The sequence below is a fragment of the Aequorivita sp. CIP111184 genome, assembly GCF_900489465.1.
Lineage (GTDB): Bacteria > Bacteroidota > Bacteroidia > Flavobacteriales > Flavobacteriaceae > Aequorivita.
On record NZ_UEFQ01000013.1, the window covers coordinates 814,767 to 831,146 of the forward strand.

Sequence of the window (16,380 nt, forward strand, 5' to 3'; positions counted from 1 at the left end):
TATGAAGAAAAAAGAAGTGCCACAAGACAAAAGCAATTTGGAATCTGCAAATTTCCGTGAACTCTGTTACGCGGTTGACGAGAACGGAGAATACACAACAGAAAACAGTACAGGCTGGGAACCAAAAACTGTAGCGTTAAACAATGCAATTGACGATATTAACGAACGGATTGATGAAGCGAAAGCCCGAGTAATGAAAGGCGAAACCAGCCCCATTGAATATTACATGGAACTACACAAAATGGACGTTGGCATTTTGGCGAGCTACGTTGGGTTTTGGCAATGGAAAGTGAAAAGACATTTTAAACCATCTACTTTTAAAAAATTGAACAGTAAAACTTTGAATAAATACGCTGAGGTTTTTGAGATTTCAGTTGAAGAACTTCAGAATATTTCAAAATAATGGAAATAAACTTTACCCACCACCAATCTGCCCACTGCGAAAATGGAGTGGTTTCGAACCTAATGAAACACAACGGTTTCAGCGTGAGCGAGCCTATGGTTTTTGGTATTGGCAGCGGCTTGTTGTTTTGTTATATTCCGTTGCTAAAGGTAAATCATGCTCCTGTGATTACGTATCGCGCAATGCCTGGACATATTTTTAAAAAGTTCGCAAAGCGCACAGGCGTAAAAATGAAACGTGAAAAATTTAGCAATCCAAAAGACGCTAAAACACGTTTGGATGAAAATCTTGAAAAGAATAATCCTGTTGGACTACAAGTTGGTATTTACAACTTAGTTTATTTTCCGGATGAATACCGTTTTCATTTCAATGCTCACAATATGGTTGTTTATGGGAAGCAAGACAATCGTTATTTAATCAGTGATCCGGTAATGGAAAACGTGACTTCCCTTTCAGAAAAAGAATTGGAAAAAGTGCGTTTTGCAAAAGGCGCTTTTGCACCTAAAGGGCATATGTATTATCCAATTTCGTTTCCCGAGAAACTGGAACTTGAAAAAGCAATCGTAAAAGGAATTAAAGATACCTGCAAAGCAATGCTAGCACCAGTTTCTTTTGTTGGCGTAAAAGGAATTCATAAAATAGCGGGTTTAATCAGAAAATGGCCGAAGAAAAAAGGAATTAAAACCGCAAATCATTATTTGGGACAAGTGGTGCGAATGCAAGAAGAAATAGGCACAGGCGGTGGAGGTTTTCGATATATTTATGCTGCATTTTTACAGGAATCTGGGAAATTGCTTGGTAACGAAAAATTGATTGAACTGTCAAAAGAAATGACAGAAATTGGCGATTTATGGCGAGATTTCGCCCTTGAAGCATCGCGTATTTATAAAAACCGTAGTGCTCAAACTGACAGCTACAATAAAGTCGCTGACCAATTGGACCATATTGCCGATTTGGAAAAAGTGTTCTTTAAGAAGCTAAAAAAGGCAATTTAAAAAGTTCCCTTTGGGGATTTAGGGGACAATGATAGAAATAAACCAACTTTCAAAAAAATACAAAGGCGCCGAATTCTTTTCGGTAAAAGACCTTAATTTGAAAGTTGAAGATGGTGAAATTTACGGCCTGCTCGGTCCAAACGGCGCTGGAAAAACCACGCTGATTTCAATGTTAACTTCTTTGCTGAAACCTACTTCAGGCTCCTTCACAATTAACGGTTTGAATTTTAAGGAAAACAAAAATCAATTAAAACAATTGATTGGCATTGTGCCGCAGGAATATGCATTGTATCCAACGCTTACAGCGTATGAGAACTTACAATACTTTGGAAGTATGTATGGAATTAAAGGTGAAATCCTTAAAAAATCCATCAATGAGCATCTCGAGGTAATGGGGCTTTCAAAATTTGCCCATAAAAAAATAGATACTTTTTCCGGAGGAATGAAACGCCGCATAAATTTGATTGCTGGAATACTTCACCAACCCAAAGTGTTGTTTTTGGACGAGCCCACTGTTGGCGTAGATGTACAATCAAAAAACGTAATAATTGATTATTTAAAATTGCTAAATACGCAAGGAACTACAATTGTTTATACTTCACACCATTTGAACGAAGCGGAATTTTTCTGCACCCATGTAGCCATAATTGACAATGGCGAAATTATTGTAAAAGGCATTCCTTCCGAATTGATAAAAAACCAAGCCGGCGCCCACAATCTTGAAGATGTATTTTTAGCACAAACTGGTAAAGCACTTCGCGATCATGCATAAACTTTGGGCCTCCACATATAAAGAAATGCTTTTGCTGGTGCGTGATTTGGGCGGAATAGCAATTCTTTTTATAATGCCAGTTTTATTACTGATTGTGATTACTTTGGTTCAGGACAGTACCTTCAAAACCATCAGTGACATTAAAATCCCTGTGCTTTTGGTGGATAATGACAATGGCGAAGTTTCAAAAAATATTATTGAAAACCTTGCAGAATCCAACTCGTTTGAAATCATTCAGAAATCTTCTGAAGAAGAAGCAAAAGAAGCAGTTTTCTCTGGAAAATATCAGCTTGCAATAGTAATTCCCGAAAACCTTTCAGCCTCACTTCAGAAGAAAGTTGACCAAAATGTAGAAGGAATTTTATCAAAATTTGGACTGGAAGAAGATACTTTGAATATTACAAAAGAAGTTATTTCGCAAAAGGAAGTCCGTTTGTATTTTGATCCCGCAACACAAGTTAGTTTCAAATCTTCGGTAAAGAACGGTATCGAGAAAATGATTTCAAAAATTGAAACACAAAGCATTTACAAAACTTTTCAAACGGAATTGGACGAAGAAGATTCAGAACCAATTTTCGACACTGAAAACTTTATTGCTTTCAAAGAAATTCTTCCTACAAAAAACAACGAGGAAATCATTCCAAACTCAGCCCAGCACAACGTTCCAGCGTGGACGCTGTTTGCTATTTTCTTTATTATTGTTCCACTTTCCATCAATTTGGTAAAGGAAAAAAATCAAGGCACGTTTGTGCGTTTACGCACTAATCCAGTAAGTTACGCAACCGTTTTGGGCGGAAAAACAATTGTTTATTTGGGTGTTTGTTTAATACAATTTACGTTGATGTTGCTTGTTGGAATTTATCTTTTTCCAGCTATAGGTCTTCCGGGAGTTGATGTTTCAGGGAAATTGCCAATGCTTTATATTGTTGCGCTTTTCTCCGGTTTGGCTGCAATAGGCTTGGGATTACTTATGGGAACCATTGCAAAAACACAGGAACAAGCAGCTCCGTTTGGAGCCACGTCGGTTGTTATTTTGGCTGCGCTTGGTGGGGTTTGGGTCCCCGTTTTTGTAATGCCGAAGTTTATGCAATTAGTTTCCAAAATTTCCCCGATGAATTGGGGTTTGGAAGCATTCTACGATGTATTTTTAAGAAATGTGGGATTTGCTAAAATCCTTCCCGAAATTTCGTTATTATTGTTGTTCTTCCTCACAACAATCATAATTGCAATAATTTATAATAGAAAAAAGAATGCCGTCTGACACTAAAAATGAAATAAGCTTTACTTCTGAAATCCGCGTTCGTTTTACAGAAACCGATCCCTTGGGAATTGTATGGCACGGCAATTATATCCAGTATTTTGAAGATGGCCGCGAGGCTTTTGGAAGAGAGCACGGTATTTCCTATTTAGAACAGAAAGCGAATGGATATACTTCTCCAATTGTAAAATCTACGTGCGAACATAAGCTACCGTTGCGTTATGGAGATGTGGCAACTATTAAGACCAACTTTATAAATTCTCCAGCTGCGAAAATGATTTTTCGATATCGAATATTTGATCCAAAAGGAAGACTTACCTGTTTGGGCGAAACCATCCAGGTTTTTTTGAATGAAGAAGGGGAACTTTCGTTAACGCCTCCAGAATTTTTCGCAAATTGGAAAGAGAAAATGGGTCTTTAAAGAATGGCAAAGACATATCTTTCATATAATAATATTCATAGCAACTTAGGTTTTAACAGCGAAACGGTTGTTGAAAATATTTCAAAAGGTTTATCGGGGCTTGATAGATATGAAGATGCTTCGCTGTTGCCTGGACCCTTTTGTGCTTCCCTAATTTCTTCCGAAAAAATAGAGGACGAATTTAATAAAATTGGAGATGCTTCAAAATTCACGAAGCTGGAGCAAATGATGATTCTCTCTCTAAAAAAAGTTGTTGATCCTTCAAATATTCCTTTAAATGAAAAAGTAGGTTTAATAATTTCAACTACAAAAGGGAATATAGATGTACTTGAAAAAGAAAGTGAATTTCCTAAAAATCGTGCTTATTTGAGCGAATTGGGAAAAATAATTCAAAATTTCTTCGGTTTTAAAAATGAGTCAATTGTGCTTTCAAACGCATGCGTTTCTGGCGTTATGGCTATTTCTGTTGCAAAACGATTTATTTCTGAAGGAAAATATGATAACGTATTTATTGCCAGCGGCGATTTGGTAACGAAATTCATCCTTTCCGGTTTCAATTCGTTTCAGGCTTTATCAGCAGAGCCCTGCAAGCCTTATGATAAATATAGGGTTGGTATTAATCTAGGTGAAGTTTCTGCGAGTGTTTTGGTTACTTCTTCAAAAGAAGGTCTTCCTGCAGAAGCGGTGGAAATTTTAGGCGATGCATCCAGAAATGATGCAAATCATATTTCTGGTCCATCGCGAACAGGCGAAGGACTTTTCCGCAGTGTAAAGGCTGCGCTAAATGAAGCAAATATAACTTCTGCAGAAATCGATTATATTTCTGCACATGGCACCGCAACTCCTTTTAATGATGAAATGGAAGCCATTGCTTTCAGTAGATTGGGAATGGAACTTGTTCCATTAAATAGTTTAAAAGGATTTTTTGGTCATACCTTGGGAGCTTCAGGCTTGTTGGAAACCATTGTGGGAATGCATTCTATGGAAAAAAATATACTTTTTTCATCCAAAGGATTTACCGAACTTGGCGTTTCAAAACATATAAATATCATCAAAGGCAATACGCCAAAAATGTTAAAAGTTTTCCTTAAAACTGCCTCTGGTTTTGGTGGATGTAACACGGCGGTGATTTTCAAAAAAACAACAACTAACCAACCATAAATGCAACCAACCACTAAAAAAATGAATGCCATTGAGGCTTTGGAAGAAGCACACAGGATTGCTTTTGCACCCTTTGTTTTCCAAGCTTCGGTATCGCTCCGCAAACTTGGAATACTCGATTATATTTTTGACCAACGGGACGATGGTGGCCCAACAGTTGATGAAATTTCCGAAAAACTTTCACTTAGTCCTTACGGCGTTGGTGTTTTGTTAGAAATTGCTGAAACATCAAATATTGTAAGTAAGAACGCAGAAAATAAATTTGAATTGACCAAAGTTGGCTATTTTTTGAATTATAATACCACTGCTAGTGTGAATCTAAATTTCACCCATGATGTTTGCTACAAAGGTTTGTTTTATTTGAACGATTCCATCAAAACGGGAAAACCTGAAGGGTTGAAAGAATTGGGACAATGGAATACTATTTACGAAGGCTTGTCTAAACTTAAACCTAACGAACAGAAATCCTGGTTTGATTTTGACCATCATTATTCTGACGGTATTTTTGAAGATGCCCTCGAAAAAATATTTGAAAGAAAACCAAAGACACTTTTTGATATTGGAGGTAACACCGGTAAATTTTCGGTAAAATGCTGTAACTTCAATGAAGATGTGGATGTGAAAATCATCGATTTACCTGGCCAACTTAATATTGCATTGAAAAATGCAGCGAGCAATGGTTTTAAAGATAGAATTTCTGGCCACCCTATTGATTGGCTTTCTGAAAATCCGCAGATACCCGAGGGAGCAGACATAATTTGGATGTGTCAATTTTTAGACTGCTTTTCGGAAGATGAAATAGTGAAAGTACTAAGTACATGTGCAGAATCTATGGATGGGAATGCGGAATTGATTATTGTGGAAACCTTTACCGATAGACAGCATTTTAAATCGACACAATTTATTTTGGAAGCTACTTCGCTTTATTTTACAGTACTTGCCAACGGAAATAGTAAAATGTATCCGGCTAGTGTTTTTTTAAGGTTGATAGAAAAAGCAGGACTACAAATTCAGGAAGATATAAAACTGGGTGAGTACCACACAATGTTGGTTTGTAAAAAGAAGTAAAAATTGACCAAAACATTTCACATAAAAAGCTATTCCCATATAAAGAATCAAACTGTTTCAGTAAACGGTCAAGCTATTTTTAGGGATGAAAATGAAGATTTTCCATTATTCATAAAAAATGCTTACAAGTTTTTAAAAACGGATTATCCCAAGTTTTTTAAAATGGATAACTTAAGCAAACTCGCTTTTTTGGCAGCAGATGTATTGTTGAAAAATGAAAACTTAAACGAAGAAGAAAACAACATTGCGCTCATATTTTCAAACAAAGCTTCCAGTTTAGACACAGACCGTAAACATCAAGCGGCTATAGAGAATGAAGCTGAATACTTCCCTAGTCCGGCGGTTTTTGTATATACTCTTCCAAATATTTGTTTGGGCGAGATAAGTATTAAACACAGGCTTTATTCTGAAAATAGTTTTTTTATCTTTGACCGCTTTAATGCAGAACATTTGCAACTGTACACTAACAGTTTATTGCAAAGTGGAAAGGCTGAAAAAGTACTTTGTGGCTGGGTAGATTTTGATGACAACAGCTATGAAGCGTTTCTATATTTAGTTGAAAACGTAGGTAAAATTGAACACAACACGGAAGAAATAACCAGATTATACAACATATTATGAGCGAATTGAAAGAAGAATTAAAAGCGAAAATCATTGAACAGTTAAATCTCGAAGACGTTTCAGTAGCTGAAATTGCAGACGACGATGCACTCTTTGGTGACGGCCTTGGCTTGGATTCCATTGATGCTTTGGAACTTATCGTAATGCTGGACAAAGATTACGGCATCCGTTTGAGCGATCCAAAAGAAGGAAGAAAGATTTTTGAATCTGTACAAGTGATGGCAGATTATATTGAAGAGCACCGCACAAAGTAACTTCCGAAATAAAATTTTATGGGCAAAGGCGTAGCCATAACCGGAATGGGTATTATTTCTGCCATTGGCAACAATGTGCTGGAAAATTATGACGCGCTTATAAATGGAAGAAAAGGTATCACCCGCGTTGAAAATATTGAAACTATTCAGCGAGACGAAATTATGGTTGGAGAAATTAAATTCACGAATGATGAATTGATTGCCCGACTTAATCTTCCGCCAGAAAATAATTATTCCCGTACAGCAATGCTTGGTGCTATAGCTGCAAAAGAGGCTTTTACAAATGCAGGAATAACCAACATCAAAAAATACAAAACAGGTATCGTTTCCGGAACCAGCGTTGGCGGAATGGATATGACTGAAAAATATTATTACGAATATCTTACCGAAAAAGCGCCGCAAAAATATATTGAAAGTCATCACGCTGGCGATTCTACACAGAAAATCGCTGAACAATTAGGAATTGAAGAGAGCTTGGTAACAACAATTAGTACCGCTTGTTCTTCCGCAGCAAATGCAATTATGCTTGGCGCGCGTTTGATTCAATCTGGAAAATTGGATAGAGTTTTGGTCGGCGGTGCAGATTGCCTTTCAAAATTTACAATCAACGGTTTTAAAACTTTAATGATTTTAAGCGATACTTACAACACTCCTTTTGATGAAAACCGAAAAGGATTGAATCTTGGCGAGGCTGCAGCATTTCTGGTTTTAGAAAGTGATAAAGTTGTAAAAGCTGAAAACAAAAAAGTGCTAGCCTACGTAAAAGGCTACGGAAATGCCAATGATGCCTTTCACCAAACTGCTTCTTCAGAAAATGGTGATGGCGCGACTTTAGCCATGGAAAAAGCATTGAAAATCGCAGGCTTAAATCCTTCGGAAATTGATTATATAAATGCCCACGGCACCGCAACAGGCAATAACGATCTTTCAGAAGGCAGGGCGATACTTCGCGTTTTTGGAGCTAATCTGCCAGAATTCAGTTCAACAAAAGCATTTACCGGCCACACTTTGGCAGCGGCTGGAGCGATTGAAGCGGTTTATTCCGTTTTGGCACTTCAAAATAATGTGATTTTTCCAAACTTGAATTTTAAAACACCAATGAAGGAATTTTCCATGATTCCACAAACGGAATTAAAAGAAAAAGAATTGAACACGGTGCTTTCAAATTCACTTGGTTTTGGAGGGAATTGTTCTACAGTAATATTTTCAAAAGAAGCGTAATGAAGAAGGTATATATAAATAGTATCGCTTCCATTTCACCTCAAAAAACTTTTGACAATACTATTTTTTTGGATGAAATTACCGATTACAACGATACTGTAATATTTGCTGTCGATCCAGATTACAAACAATACATTCCGCCTGCCGCCGCTCGCCGAATGGCAAAAGGAATAAAAATGGGCGTGGTTGCTTCCAAAATTGCAATGGAAGAAGCAGGAATAGAAACTGTGGATGCAATAATCACAGGAACCGGAATGGGTTGTATGATTGATTCCGAGAAATTTGTGAGTGCCATTATTGACAATAACGAGCAATATTTAACGCCAACATCTTTTATTCAAAGTACCCACAATACCGTTGCCGGGCAGGTTGCATTGGGAATGGAATGTAAAGCCTATAATTTCACATACGTACATTCGGCTATTTCGTTTGAATCTGCATTGTTGGACGCAAAAATGCAACTCGAAAACGACGAAGCGCATCATATTTTGGTGGGCGGTGTTGAAGAATTGGGAGATCATACCACAAAAGTGCATCGGGTTGTTAATCACATAAAGCCAAAGCCTGTAACTATTTCAACGGTTTTAAACTCTAAAACGAAAGGCGCGGTTTTTAGCGAAGGAGCTAATTTCTTTGTAGTTTCCAATGAAAAAAAAGAAAGCTGCTATGCAGAATTGGTAGCTGTTGAAACTTTTAATACGCTTCAAAAAGAAAAAGTTTCTGAAACAATTGAAAGCTTTTTGACTGAAAACAATTTGAAAATTGAAGACATTGATGTAGTAGTTTTTGGAAACAACGGCGATGTTGATTTTGATACATATTACAATCAGCTTTCCGAAGGGAATTTAAGCAAAACCCAGCAGGTTTTTTACAAACATTTGGTTGGTGAAAACAATACTGTTTCCGCTTTTGGTGTTTGGTTGGGTTCGAAAATTTTAAAAACCCAAACAATTCCAGAAATTGTAAAAATTAACGAAATCAAAATTCCAGAAATTAGAACGGTTCTTTGCTACAACCAATACCGTGGCCAAAATCACAGCCTTGTTTTACTAAAAAAATGATGCGATTTTACACCATAAACGCGCTGGCTTTAGTAGTGTTTTTTGGGCTGATGCTCGCAGGTTTCTTTGGTGATATTCCAGCTTGGCTGTATGTACTGTTTGTTTTTATTTGGGTTTTGATTACTGCAATTGGATCGTTTCAAATTAAATTGAACTATCATTTTCAATCGTTAAATCACAATTACAAAACTTCAGAAAACTGTATTTCAATCACTTTTGATGATGGGCCAAATCCAGAATTTACGCCAAAAGTTTTGTCGATTTTGAAAGAATACGGCGCAAAAGCTACTTTCTTTTTAATAGGAGAGAATGCAGAAAGGTATCCTGAAATTGTCCGTCAAATTATTGAAGAAGGACATACAATCGGAAACCATTCCTATTCGCATTCTAAAAATTTCGGATTTTTTTCTGCGGAAAAAGTTACTGCTGAATTAAAAAAAACAAATTCAATATTGAAAGAAATTACTGGAGAGGATTTGAAACTTTTCCGCCCACCTTTTGGGGTGACAAACCCAAACATCAAAAAAGCTTTAAAAAACACCGAACATTTTTCAATTGGCTGGAGCAAACGTAGCCTGGATACGACAAATCTTTCCGAAGAAAAAATTTTAAAACGAATTACATCCAATTTGAAAAAGGGAGATATTATTTTGCTGCACGATAGCAGTGTAAAAACCATTGCCGTATTGGAACAGTTATTGTTAACTTTGTCCTCGCACAAATTACAGTCGGTTCCAGTGGACCGCTTACTTGAAATTGAAGCCTATGCGTAATTATTTTTTATTGCTTTTTTTTATTGTTATTGGTAGCTCAATTCAGGCGCAGGAAAATGCGATGAGTGCTTCAGAAATTACTTCTTTTAAAGAAAAGGTAATTGCCACAGCAAAAACGACCAAAACTATCAAAACCGATTTTGTACAATACAAACACCTCGACTTTTTGGCGAATGATGTTAAAACTTCAGGGAAAATGGTTTTTAAAGCACCTAATTTGGTAAAATGGGAATACACAAATCCCTATAAATACAGTGTGATTTTTAAGGAAGATCAATTGCTAATTAATGATGGCGGAACTAAAAGTAAAGTTGATATTGGTAACAGCAAACTCTTTAAAAAATTGAACCAACTTATCGTGAATAGCGTAAAAGGCAATATGTTCAATGATGCCGATTTTACTGTTTCTTTCTTTAAATCTTCAAAATACAACAAAGCGGTTTTCATTCCAAAGGACAAGAAAATAGCGAGTTACATAGCGTCTTTTGAGTTACTTTTCAATAAAAATGATGCGCAGGTGTATGAAGTGAAAATGATAGAGCCGTCGCAGGACTTCACGCGAATTATTTTTAGTAATCGCGATTTAAACAACACAGTAGATGATTCGATTTTTAGCAATTAGTTTTCTGTCAATTTTTGGATTGGCTTCGTGTTCCTTAAAGACTACGGAAGGATTACGGCAAGTGCATTTCAACAAAGTGGATGTTGAAAATCCTTATTTTTCGAATTCAGAAATAGATTATGTTTACAAAGCAAAGATTGAAGTTTACAAAAAGAATTTAGGTGGTATATTGATTGTAAAAAAACTTGGACCTGAAAACCACCGTATTGTTTTTACAACCGAATTCGGAAGCAAACTATTTGATTTTCAGTTTGAAGGCGATACTTTTATAAAACATTTCATAGCAGAAGATTTAGATAAAAAATTCATTGTAAATATCTTAAAAGATGATTTCAAAGTATTGGTTAACGAGAGCTCAAAGGTTTTAGAAGTTTATGAATCTAAAAATGAAAGAATTTACAAAACACAAGCTGATAAAAACTTCAATTTTTATTTTTTGGAAGACAGGTCTGAAAAGCTTAAAAAAATTGTAAATACTACAAAAACAAAAGAGAAAGTGGAGATTGATTTTATTTCTTCCGAAGATAATATTGCAGATATCATCGCTATAAAACACAATAATATCAAGTTAACCATAGATTTGGAAAAATTTAAAAAGGAATAATATGCTTATCGAAGGATTATATAAAGTTACTGCAACCGAAAACACTTCCGAAGGGATTCTCTCAAAAGTACATTTAAACAAAGACCACGCTATTTTTAAAGGTCATTTTCCGGGAAACCCAGTGATGCCGGGTGTTTGTATGATTCAGATTATAAAGGAACTTACCGAAGAGGCAACAGGCAAAAATTTGTTTTTAGCCATTTCTTCAAACATAAAATTTATGGCGATTATTAACCCTGAAAAAAATCCCGATTTGCAAATTGCTATTGATATAGCTCAAGAAAATGGCGAAGTAAAAGTGAAAAACGTAACTTCTTTTGAAAATACTGTAGCGTTGAAACTTAGCGCTACATTTAAAGTAATGGACTGATGAAATATTTATTATTTATCATTTTTTTTATCTCTGTTGCTGGAATTGCACAAGACTTGAACGAGTGTCGTTCCGAATATCCAAAAGCAGTAGAAAGCTCTGAAATCGCGACTAAATTTTATGGAGATTTTGCAAAGGTAAACACCTCAAGCAAACCTGTTTTAGTGGCTTACAAAGGGGCTGTTTCAACATTGAAAGCAAAATTTGCTAAATCTAGAAGTGATAAAAAAGAATTTTTCAAAGAAGGCATTTCCATAATAGAAAGTGCTATAGTGGCTGAGCCTTCAAATATTGAAATTCATTACCTCCGTATGAGTGTACAAGAAAACTCTCCTCGGTTTCTAGGTTATCATAAAAATATTGAAGAGGACAAACAGTTTCTTTTAAAATATTACGTTTCCACTTCACCAAAAGAATTGAAAGAGGTGATAAAGAATTTTATCTTACAGTCTGAGAACTTTGATATTGCTGAAAAACAGTCGATTAAGTAATTAGCAAAATACAATAGCTTCTTTCCAAAATATATAGCTTTTTCAATTGAATTCAAATAAAACCGAATTCGATTAATAGTACTCTTGATTTTTTTATATTTTACCATTCCTTTAACATTTGTTCATCTTTTTAAACGAACAATTTTAAGTCGCTGTAAATGAGAAAGCTATTAATTCTGTTTTTGTTTTTCACCGGTATTTGTGTCGCTCAAAAAAATTCAGATCCTACTCCCGAAGAAATAAATCAGGCAAAATTACTTAAAATTCAATATCCAAAAGATGATCTCGTGCTTTTGGAAAGCAAGGATTATATAACGTTTGATTTTAATAAAAATATTAGTCAAATTACTGTAGCACATAAAATTAGTGAAGAGATGTTAAATATTTCTTCACGAACAGATATTCAAAAACATATTTTTTATAGTGGTCAATCTGAAATTAGCAACTTCGGTTTAAAATACAGAAATCAAAAAGCGGCATATTTTCCTATTAAAGATGAAGCTTACACCTCGGAAGGTTTTTTTTTCAATGATTCGCGAGTAAAATATGTGAATGTAGATTTTCCGGTGCAGGGTTATAAATATTATTTTGAAGCCACACAAAACATATTTGATGTAAAATATTTTACGTCGCTCTATTTTACGGATGTTTATCCAATTAGTAAAAAAGAAATCACTTTGGTCGTTCCAAGATGGCTAAATCTTGAAATCAAAGAAATGAATTTTGACGATTTCCAGATTTCAAAAACCTCTATTTTTGATGAAGACAAGAATGCAGATATTATAACATATTCTGTTTCGAGTTTAGATGCTGTATATCAAGAAGAGCAATCTCCGGGTCCCAGTTACATTTATCCACATTTGTTGGTTTTGGCAAAATCATATACAAATGAAGGGCAGAGTTATACATTATTCAATGAAACAAAAGACTTATATAATTGGTACAAATCATTGGTTGATTCTATGAAAGATGATTCTTCCTTTTTAAAGGATAAAGTTGCGGAACTTACTGCAAATGCCAAAACCGATGAAGAAAAAATAAAGAATATTTATTATTGGATACAGGACAATATTAGATACATCGCTTTTGAAGATGGCCTAGCTGGTTTTAAACCCGATGAATCGCAAAATGTGTTTAAAAAAAGATATGGAGACTGTAAAGGAATGGCGAATCTCACTAAGCAAATGTTGAAAGAGGCGGGCTTTGATGCTCGTTTAACTTGGCTTGGCACAAAGAGAATTGCTTACGATTATTCAATCCCCTCCCTATCGGTAGACAACCATATGATTTGTACTGTTTTTAATAATAAGAAGAAAATATTTTTGGATGGTACCGAAAAATTTAACCCCTATGGTGAATATGCAGAACGCATTCAGGGCAAGCAAGTAATGATCGAAAATGGAGATTCTTATATATTGGAAACTATTCCTGTAGTTACCCCAGACCTTAATAAAGAAACCCATGTTTTTAATGCAAAAATTAATAATAATGCTTTGGAAGGAGATGTTTCGCTTACCTATTCAGGCGAAAGTAGGGCTACATTTCTATATGTCTTCAATAACTTAAGAACCGAAATGAAAAATGAAGCTTTAGAATATTATTTAAACCGTGCAGACAGAAATATGTTGGTTAATAATATTAAAACTTCAGATTTGGAAAATCGTGATAATCAACTTTCCATAACTTATAATTTAAAGCAAGACAACGCTGTTTCTTCTTTTGATGATGAAATCTACATAAATCTGGATTATTATCAGGAATACGGCAAATGGCTTTTTAAAGAAAGAAATACAGATTATGAATTTGCACATAAAGAATACTTGTCTTCGGAAATAAACCTAGAACTTCCCAACGGTTACAAAGTAACAGAGTTGCCTAAAGGAATGGACGTAAACACCAAGAATTATAAAATATTCGTGGATTTTGAAATTACCGACAACGTGCTCCATTATAAAAAACTCTTCGTTATGAAGAATGCCGTGGTAAGAAAGGCGAATTTTAAAGAATGGAACGAAACCATAAAGAATCTTCAATCCATTTACAATCAACAAATAATTCTTGTTAAAGACTAAACCTTATTTTACCTAACCGCTCCTTTATTATGAATAAAAATATTCTCAGCATTACATTTTTAGTGCTTTTCTCCATCACGACAATTGCACAATCAAAAAAAACCCTTGAAAAACAAGAAGAAATAAAAAACCTGGTTTGGAATGATAATGATCCCTACAAAAAGGCGATGGATATCCCAGAAAACTGGAAAAAAGAATCTGCTGTGTTTCTTGTAAAAAACATTAAATATATCTACAACAGGCCTGGAAACAGCATTGAATATACTAAAATAGAAAGAGATCGGATAAAACTATTGGATCAAGCTGCTATTACAGAATATTCAGAATTAAAATATACTGAAGGAAATGTTTTTTATAGAGAAATGAGTAGGGTTACAAATACCTTTTTTTTAGGCGTAAAAGTTATTAAGCCTAATGGCGAAGAAATTGAAATAGATGTAAACCAAGAATCCGTTTCCAATAACGAAGAAAAGAAAATTGCAATCCCATCTTTGGAAAAAGGAGATATTATTGACTATTATTTTTATACAAATACTATTGTTGGAGAAAATGATCTTTACCAATATAAACCAGTGGAAAACACCATTGGAGACACCTATCCAATCGCCAAATTCGAGTTTTTATTGGAAACTGAAGATGATTTCTTTTTAAGCTTTAATACCTACAACGGCGCGCCAAAACTTCAGCAAACAGTTGAGCCTACAAAAAAGGATAAAAAAAGAGTTTATTCCTTTAATGCCGAAAATGTAGAAAGAAACGATTTTCCAAGATGGTTCTTTCCTTTGGTGGAATTGCCTTCCTATAAATTTCAAGTGCTTTTTGCCCGCTCTGGAAAATATGAAAAGAGAGCCTATGCCTTTATTCCTGAAGATGTGAATACTGTAAAGACAAATGTTTCCAAAGAGGAAATTTTTAATCTTTATGAAGATAAATTTAAACCCTACGGCGATCTTGGTGATGTGGAACGTTTCTTAAAAAAGAAAAACTTTGCCACAAATGAAGAGAAGGTAAAAGAAGTATTCTATTACATACGCCACGCTTATTTCACAAACTATATTGAGGCATTTGTGATGGACGAATCAAACATAATGTACCCCTTTGAACTGTACGGGAAAAACCCAATAATATTCAATAAGGACGAAGAGTTTGTTCGTTTTTTTACTGCCTTTTTAAAAGATAATAAGATAGATTATGAAATTATAATCGGCACCCAACGATACAATGGTGATATAAAAGATTTACTCTTGGAAAGCAACATTAGTTTTATTCTGAAAGTAAACACAGAAAACCCTGTTTATATAGAAAATTTCGACCCATACGCAACGCCCAACCAAATTTCACCATTACTTGAAAATACTAGTGCCTATGCGCTAAAAGTTGTTGATAGAAAACATATTGAAGATATTGAAACCGTAAAATTGCCAACCTCTAATTATAAAGAAAACAATTCTACAGAGAAAACGAATTTGACGATTGCACCAGATTTTTCTGGTATCTCTATAAACAGATCATTTGAATACAATGGACAAACGAAGTTGGACGAACAAAAAAATATGCTGATGTATTATGATTATGTCTACGAAGATCACGAAAAATATGAAACAGAACCCATTCTTGACAGAGTGAGAAACAAAAAGGACAAGGAAAAATATAAAAAGGAATACGCAGCATTACTTAAAAACTTGAAAGATAAACAGCAGGAGAAAATCAAAGAAAGAACCGCTGGCGAATACAGTTTGGAAATTGATAATTATTCTTTTAAAATTTCTAAAAACGGAAGATTTGGAAAGAAAGATTCTTTTGAATATACAGATGAATTTACAATTGATAACGATCTAATTAAAACTGCAGGGAAAAATTATATATTGGATTTAGGAAAAATGTTGGGAAGCCAAGTGGATTTAAGTAATAAAGAAAAGGGAAGGTCAAACAACATTTATATGAGCTATCCCAGATCCTATAACTATCAGCTTACACTTAATATTCCAGATGGTTATTCAGTTTCAGGAATTGAAAACCTTAATAGCAATGTTGAAAACGAAACCGGTGGCTTTTTAAGTAAGGCTACAATTAATGAGAACAAGCTTTTAATAGAAATTCAAAAATTCTATAAACACAATTACGAACCTAACGCCAATTGGAAAAAAATGGTTGCCTTTCTTGAGGCCGCTTCCCAGTTTACGCAAGCAAAAATTTTATTAAAGAAAGAATAG

18 protein-coding genes are annotated in these 16,380 nt (G+C 34.8%); all 18 read left to right on the top strand.

Going from position 1 to position 16,380, the window contains the following annotated elements; translation table 11 throughout:
• Window position 1 precedes the first annotated feature (1 nt).
• The 18 genes from AEQU1_RS03810 (at window position 2) to AEQU1_RS03895 (ending at window position 16,380) form a co-directional block, all read left to right on the top strand.
• The gene (locus AEQU1_RS03810) at window positions 2–403 is read left to right on the top strand and encodes a hypothetical protein (protein ID WP_111878883.1); all 402 of its coding nucleotides are present in this window, start codon (window positions 2–4) and stop codon (window positions 401–403) included.
• Window positions 403–1,398 (top strand): BtrH N-terminal domain-containing protein, encoded by a 996-nt coding sequence (locus AEQU1_RS03815; protein WP_111878885.1) that lies wholly within the window; start codon window positions 403–405, stop codon window positions 1,396–1,398. The genes AEQU1_RS03810 and AEQU1_RS03815 overlap by 1 nt, the downstream gene beginning before the upstream one ends.
• Window positions 1,399–1,426: 28 nt before the next feature.
• On the top strand, window positions 1,427–2,170 hold the full coding sequence (locus AEQU1_RS03820) for an ABC transporter ATP-binding protein (protein ID WP_111878887.1): 744 nt from the start codon (window positions 1,427–1,429) through the stop codon (window positions 2,168–2,170).
• Window positions 2,163–3,431, top strand: a complete 1,269-nt coding sequence (locus AEQU1_RS03825; protein WP_111878888.1) for an ABC transporter permease — start codon at window positions 2,163–2,165, stop codon at window positions 3,429–3,431. Before AEQU1_RS03820 ends, AEQU1_RS03825 begins: the two co-directional genes overlap by 8 nt.
• Window positions 3,421–3,849, top strand: coding sequence for a thioesterase family protein (locus AEQU1_RS03830; RefSeq protein ID WP_111878890.1), 429 nt, complete (start codon window positions 3,421–3,423; stop codon window positions 3,847–3,849). The genes AEQU1_RS03825 and AEQU1_RS03830 overlap by 11 nt, the downstream gene beginning before the upstream one ends.
• Before the next feature lie 3 nt (window positions 3,850–3,852).
• Window positions 3,853–5,010 carry a beta-ketoacyl synthase N-terminal-like domain-containing protein gene (locus AEQU1_RS03835; protein WP_111878891.1) on the top strand — a complete coding sequence of 386 codons (1,158 nt, stop codon included), beginning with the start codon at window positions 3,853–3,855 and terminating at the stop codon, window positions 5,008–5,010.
• Window positions 5,011–6,078, top strand: a complete 1,068-nt coding sequence (locus tag AEQU1_RS03840) for a methyltransferase (RefSeq protein WP_111878893.1) — start codon at window positions 5,011–5,013, stop codon at window positions 6,076–6,078. It abuts the gene before it with no gap.
• 3 nt (window positions 6,079–6,081) lie between these two features.
• The gene (locus AEQU1_RS03845; protein WP_111878895.1) at window positions 6,082–6,699 is read left to right on the top strand and encodes a 3-oxoacyl-ACP synthase; all 618 of its coding nucleotides are present in this window, start codon (window positions 6,082–6,084) and stop codon (window positions 6,697–6,699) included.
• Window positions 6,696–6,953, top strand: coding sequence for a phosphopantetheine-binding protein (locus tag AEQU1_RS03850; protein ID WP_111878896.1), 258 nt, complete (start codon window positions 6,696–6,698; stop codon window positions 6,951–6,953). Before AEQU1_RS03845 ends, AEQU1_RS03850 begins: the two co-directional genes overlap by 4 nt.
• An 18-nt stretch (window positions 6,954–6,971) precedes the next feature.
• Complete coding sequence (locus AEQU1_RS03855) at window positions 6,972–8,174, top strand: beta-ketoacyl synthase (RefSeq protein ID WP_111878898.1); 1,203 nt, start codon at window positions 6,972–6,974, stop codon at window positions 8,172–8,174.
• The gene (locus tag AEQU1_RS03860; RefSeq protein WP_111878899.1) at window positions 8,174–9,235 is read left to right on the top strand and encodes a beta-ketoacyl synthase N-terminal-like domain-containing protein; all 1,062 of its coding nucleotides are present in this window, start codon (window positions 8,174–8,176) and stop codon (window positions 9,233–9,235) included. The genes AEQU1_RS03855 and AEQU1_RS03860 overlap by 1 nt, the downstream gene beginning before the upstream one ends.
• The gene (locus AEQU1_RS03865) at window positions 9,232–10,008 is read left to right on the top strand and encodes a polysaccharide deacetylase family protein (RefSeq protein ID WP_111878901.1); all 777 of its coding nucleotides are present in this window, start codon (window positions 9,232–9,234) and stop codon (window positions 10,006–10,008) included. The genes AEQU1_RS03860 and AEQU1_RS03865 overlap by 4 nt, the downstream gene beginning before the upstream one ends.
• Window positions 10,001–10,630, top strand: a complete 630-nt coding sequence (locus tag AEQU1_RS03870; protein WP_111878902.1) for an outer membrane lipoprotein carrier protein LolA — start codon at window positions 10,001–10,003, stop codon at window positions 10,628–10,630. The genes AEQU1_RS03865 and AEQU1_RS03870 overlap by 8 nt, the downstream gene beginning before the upstream one ends.
• The gene (locus AEQU1_RS03875) at window positions 10,608–11,234 is read left to right on the top strand and encodes a hypothetical protein (RefSeq protein ID WP_111878904.1); all 627 of its coding nucleotides are present in this window, start codon (window positions 10,608–10,610) and stop codon (window positions 11,232–11,234) included. Before AEQU1_RS03870 ends, AEQU1_RS03875 begins: the two co-directional genes overlap by 23 nt.
• A 1-nt stretch (window position 11,235) precedes the next feature.
• On the top strand, window positions 11,236–11,604 hold the full coding sequence (locus tag AEQU1_RS03880; protein ID WP_111878905.1) for a 3-hydroxyacyl-ACP dehydratase: 369 nt from the start codon (window positions 11,236–11,238) through the stop codon (window positions 11,602–11,604).
• Entirely contained in the window at window positions 11,604–12,095 is a 492-nt protein-coding gene (locus AEQU1_RS03885; protein ID WP_111878907.1) for a hypothetical protein, read from the top strand. The genes AEQU1_RS03880 and AEQU1_RS03885 overlap by 1 nt, the downstream gene beginning before the upstream one ends.
• 158 nt (window positions 12,096–12,253) lie before the next feature.
• Window positions 12,254–14,167: a transglutaminase family protein gene (locus tag AEQU1_RS03890; RefSeq protein ID WP_111878909.1), complete on the top strand. Its 1,914-nt coding sequence runs from the start codon at window positions 12,254–12,256 to the stop codon at window positions 14,165–14,167.
• 29 nt (window positions 14,168–14,196) lie between these two features.
• Complete coding sequence (locus AEQU1_RS03895; RefSeq protein WP_111878910.1) at window positions 14,197–16,380, top strand: DUF3857 domain-containing protein; 2,184 nt, start codon at window positions 14,197–14,199, stop codon at window positions 16,378–16,380.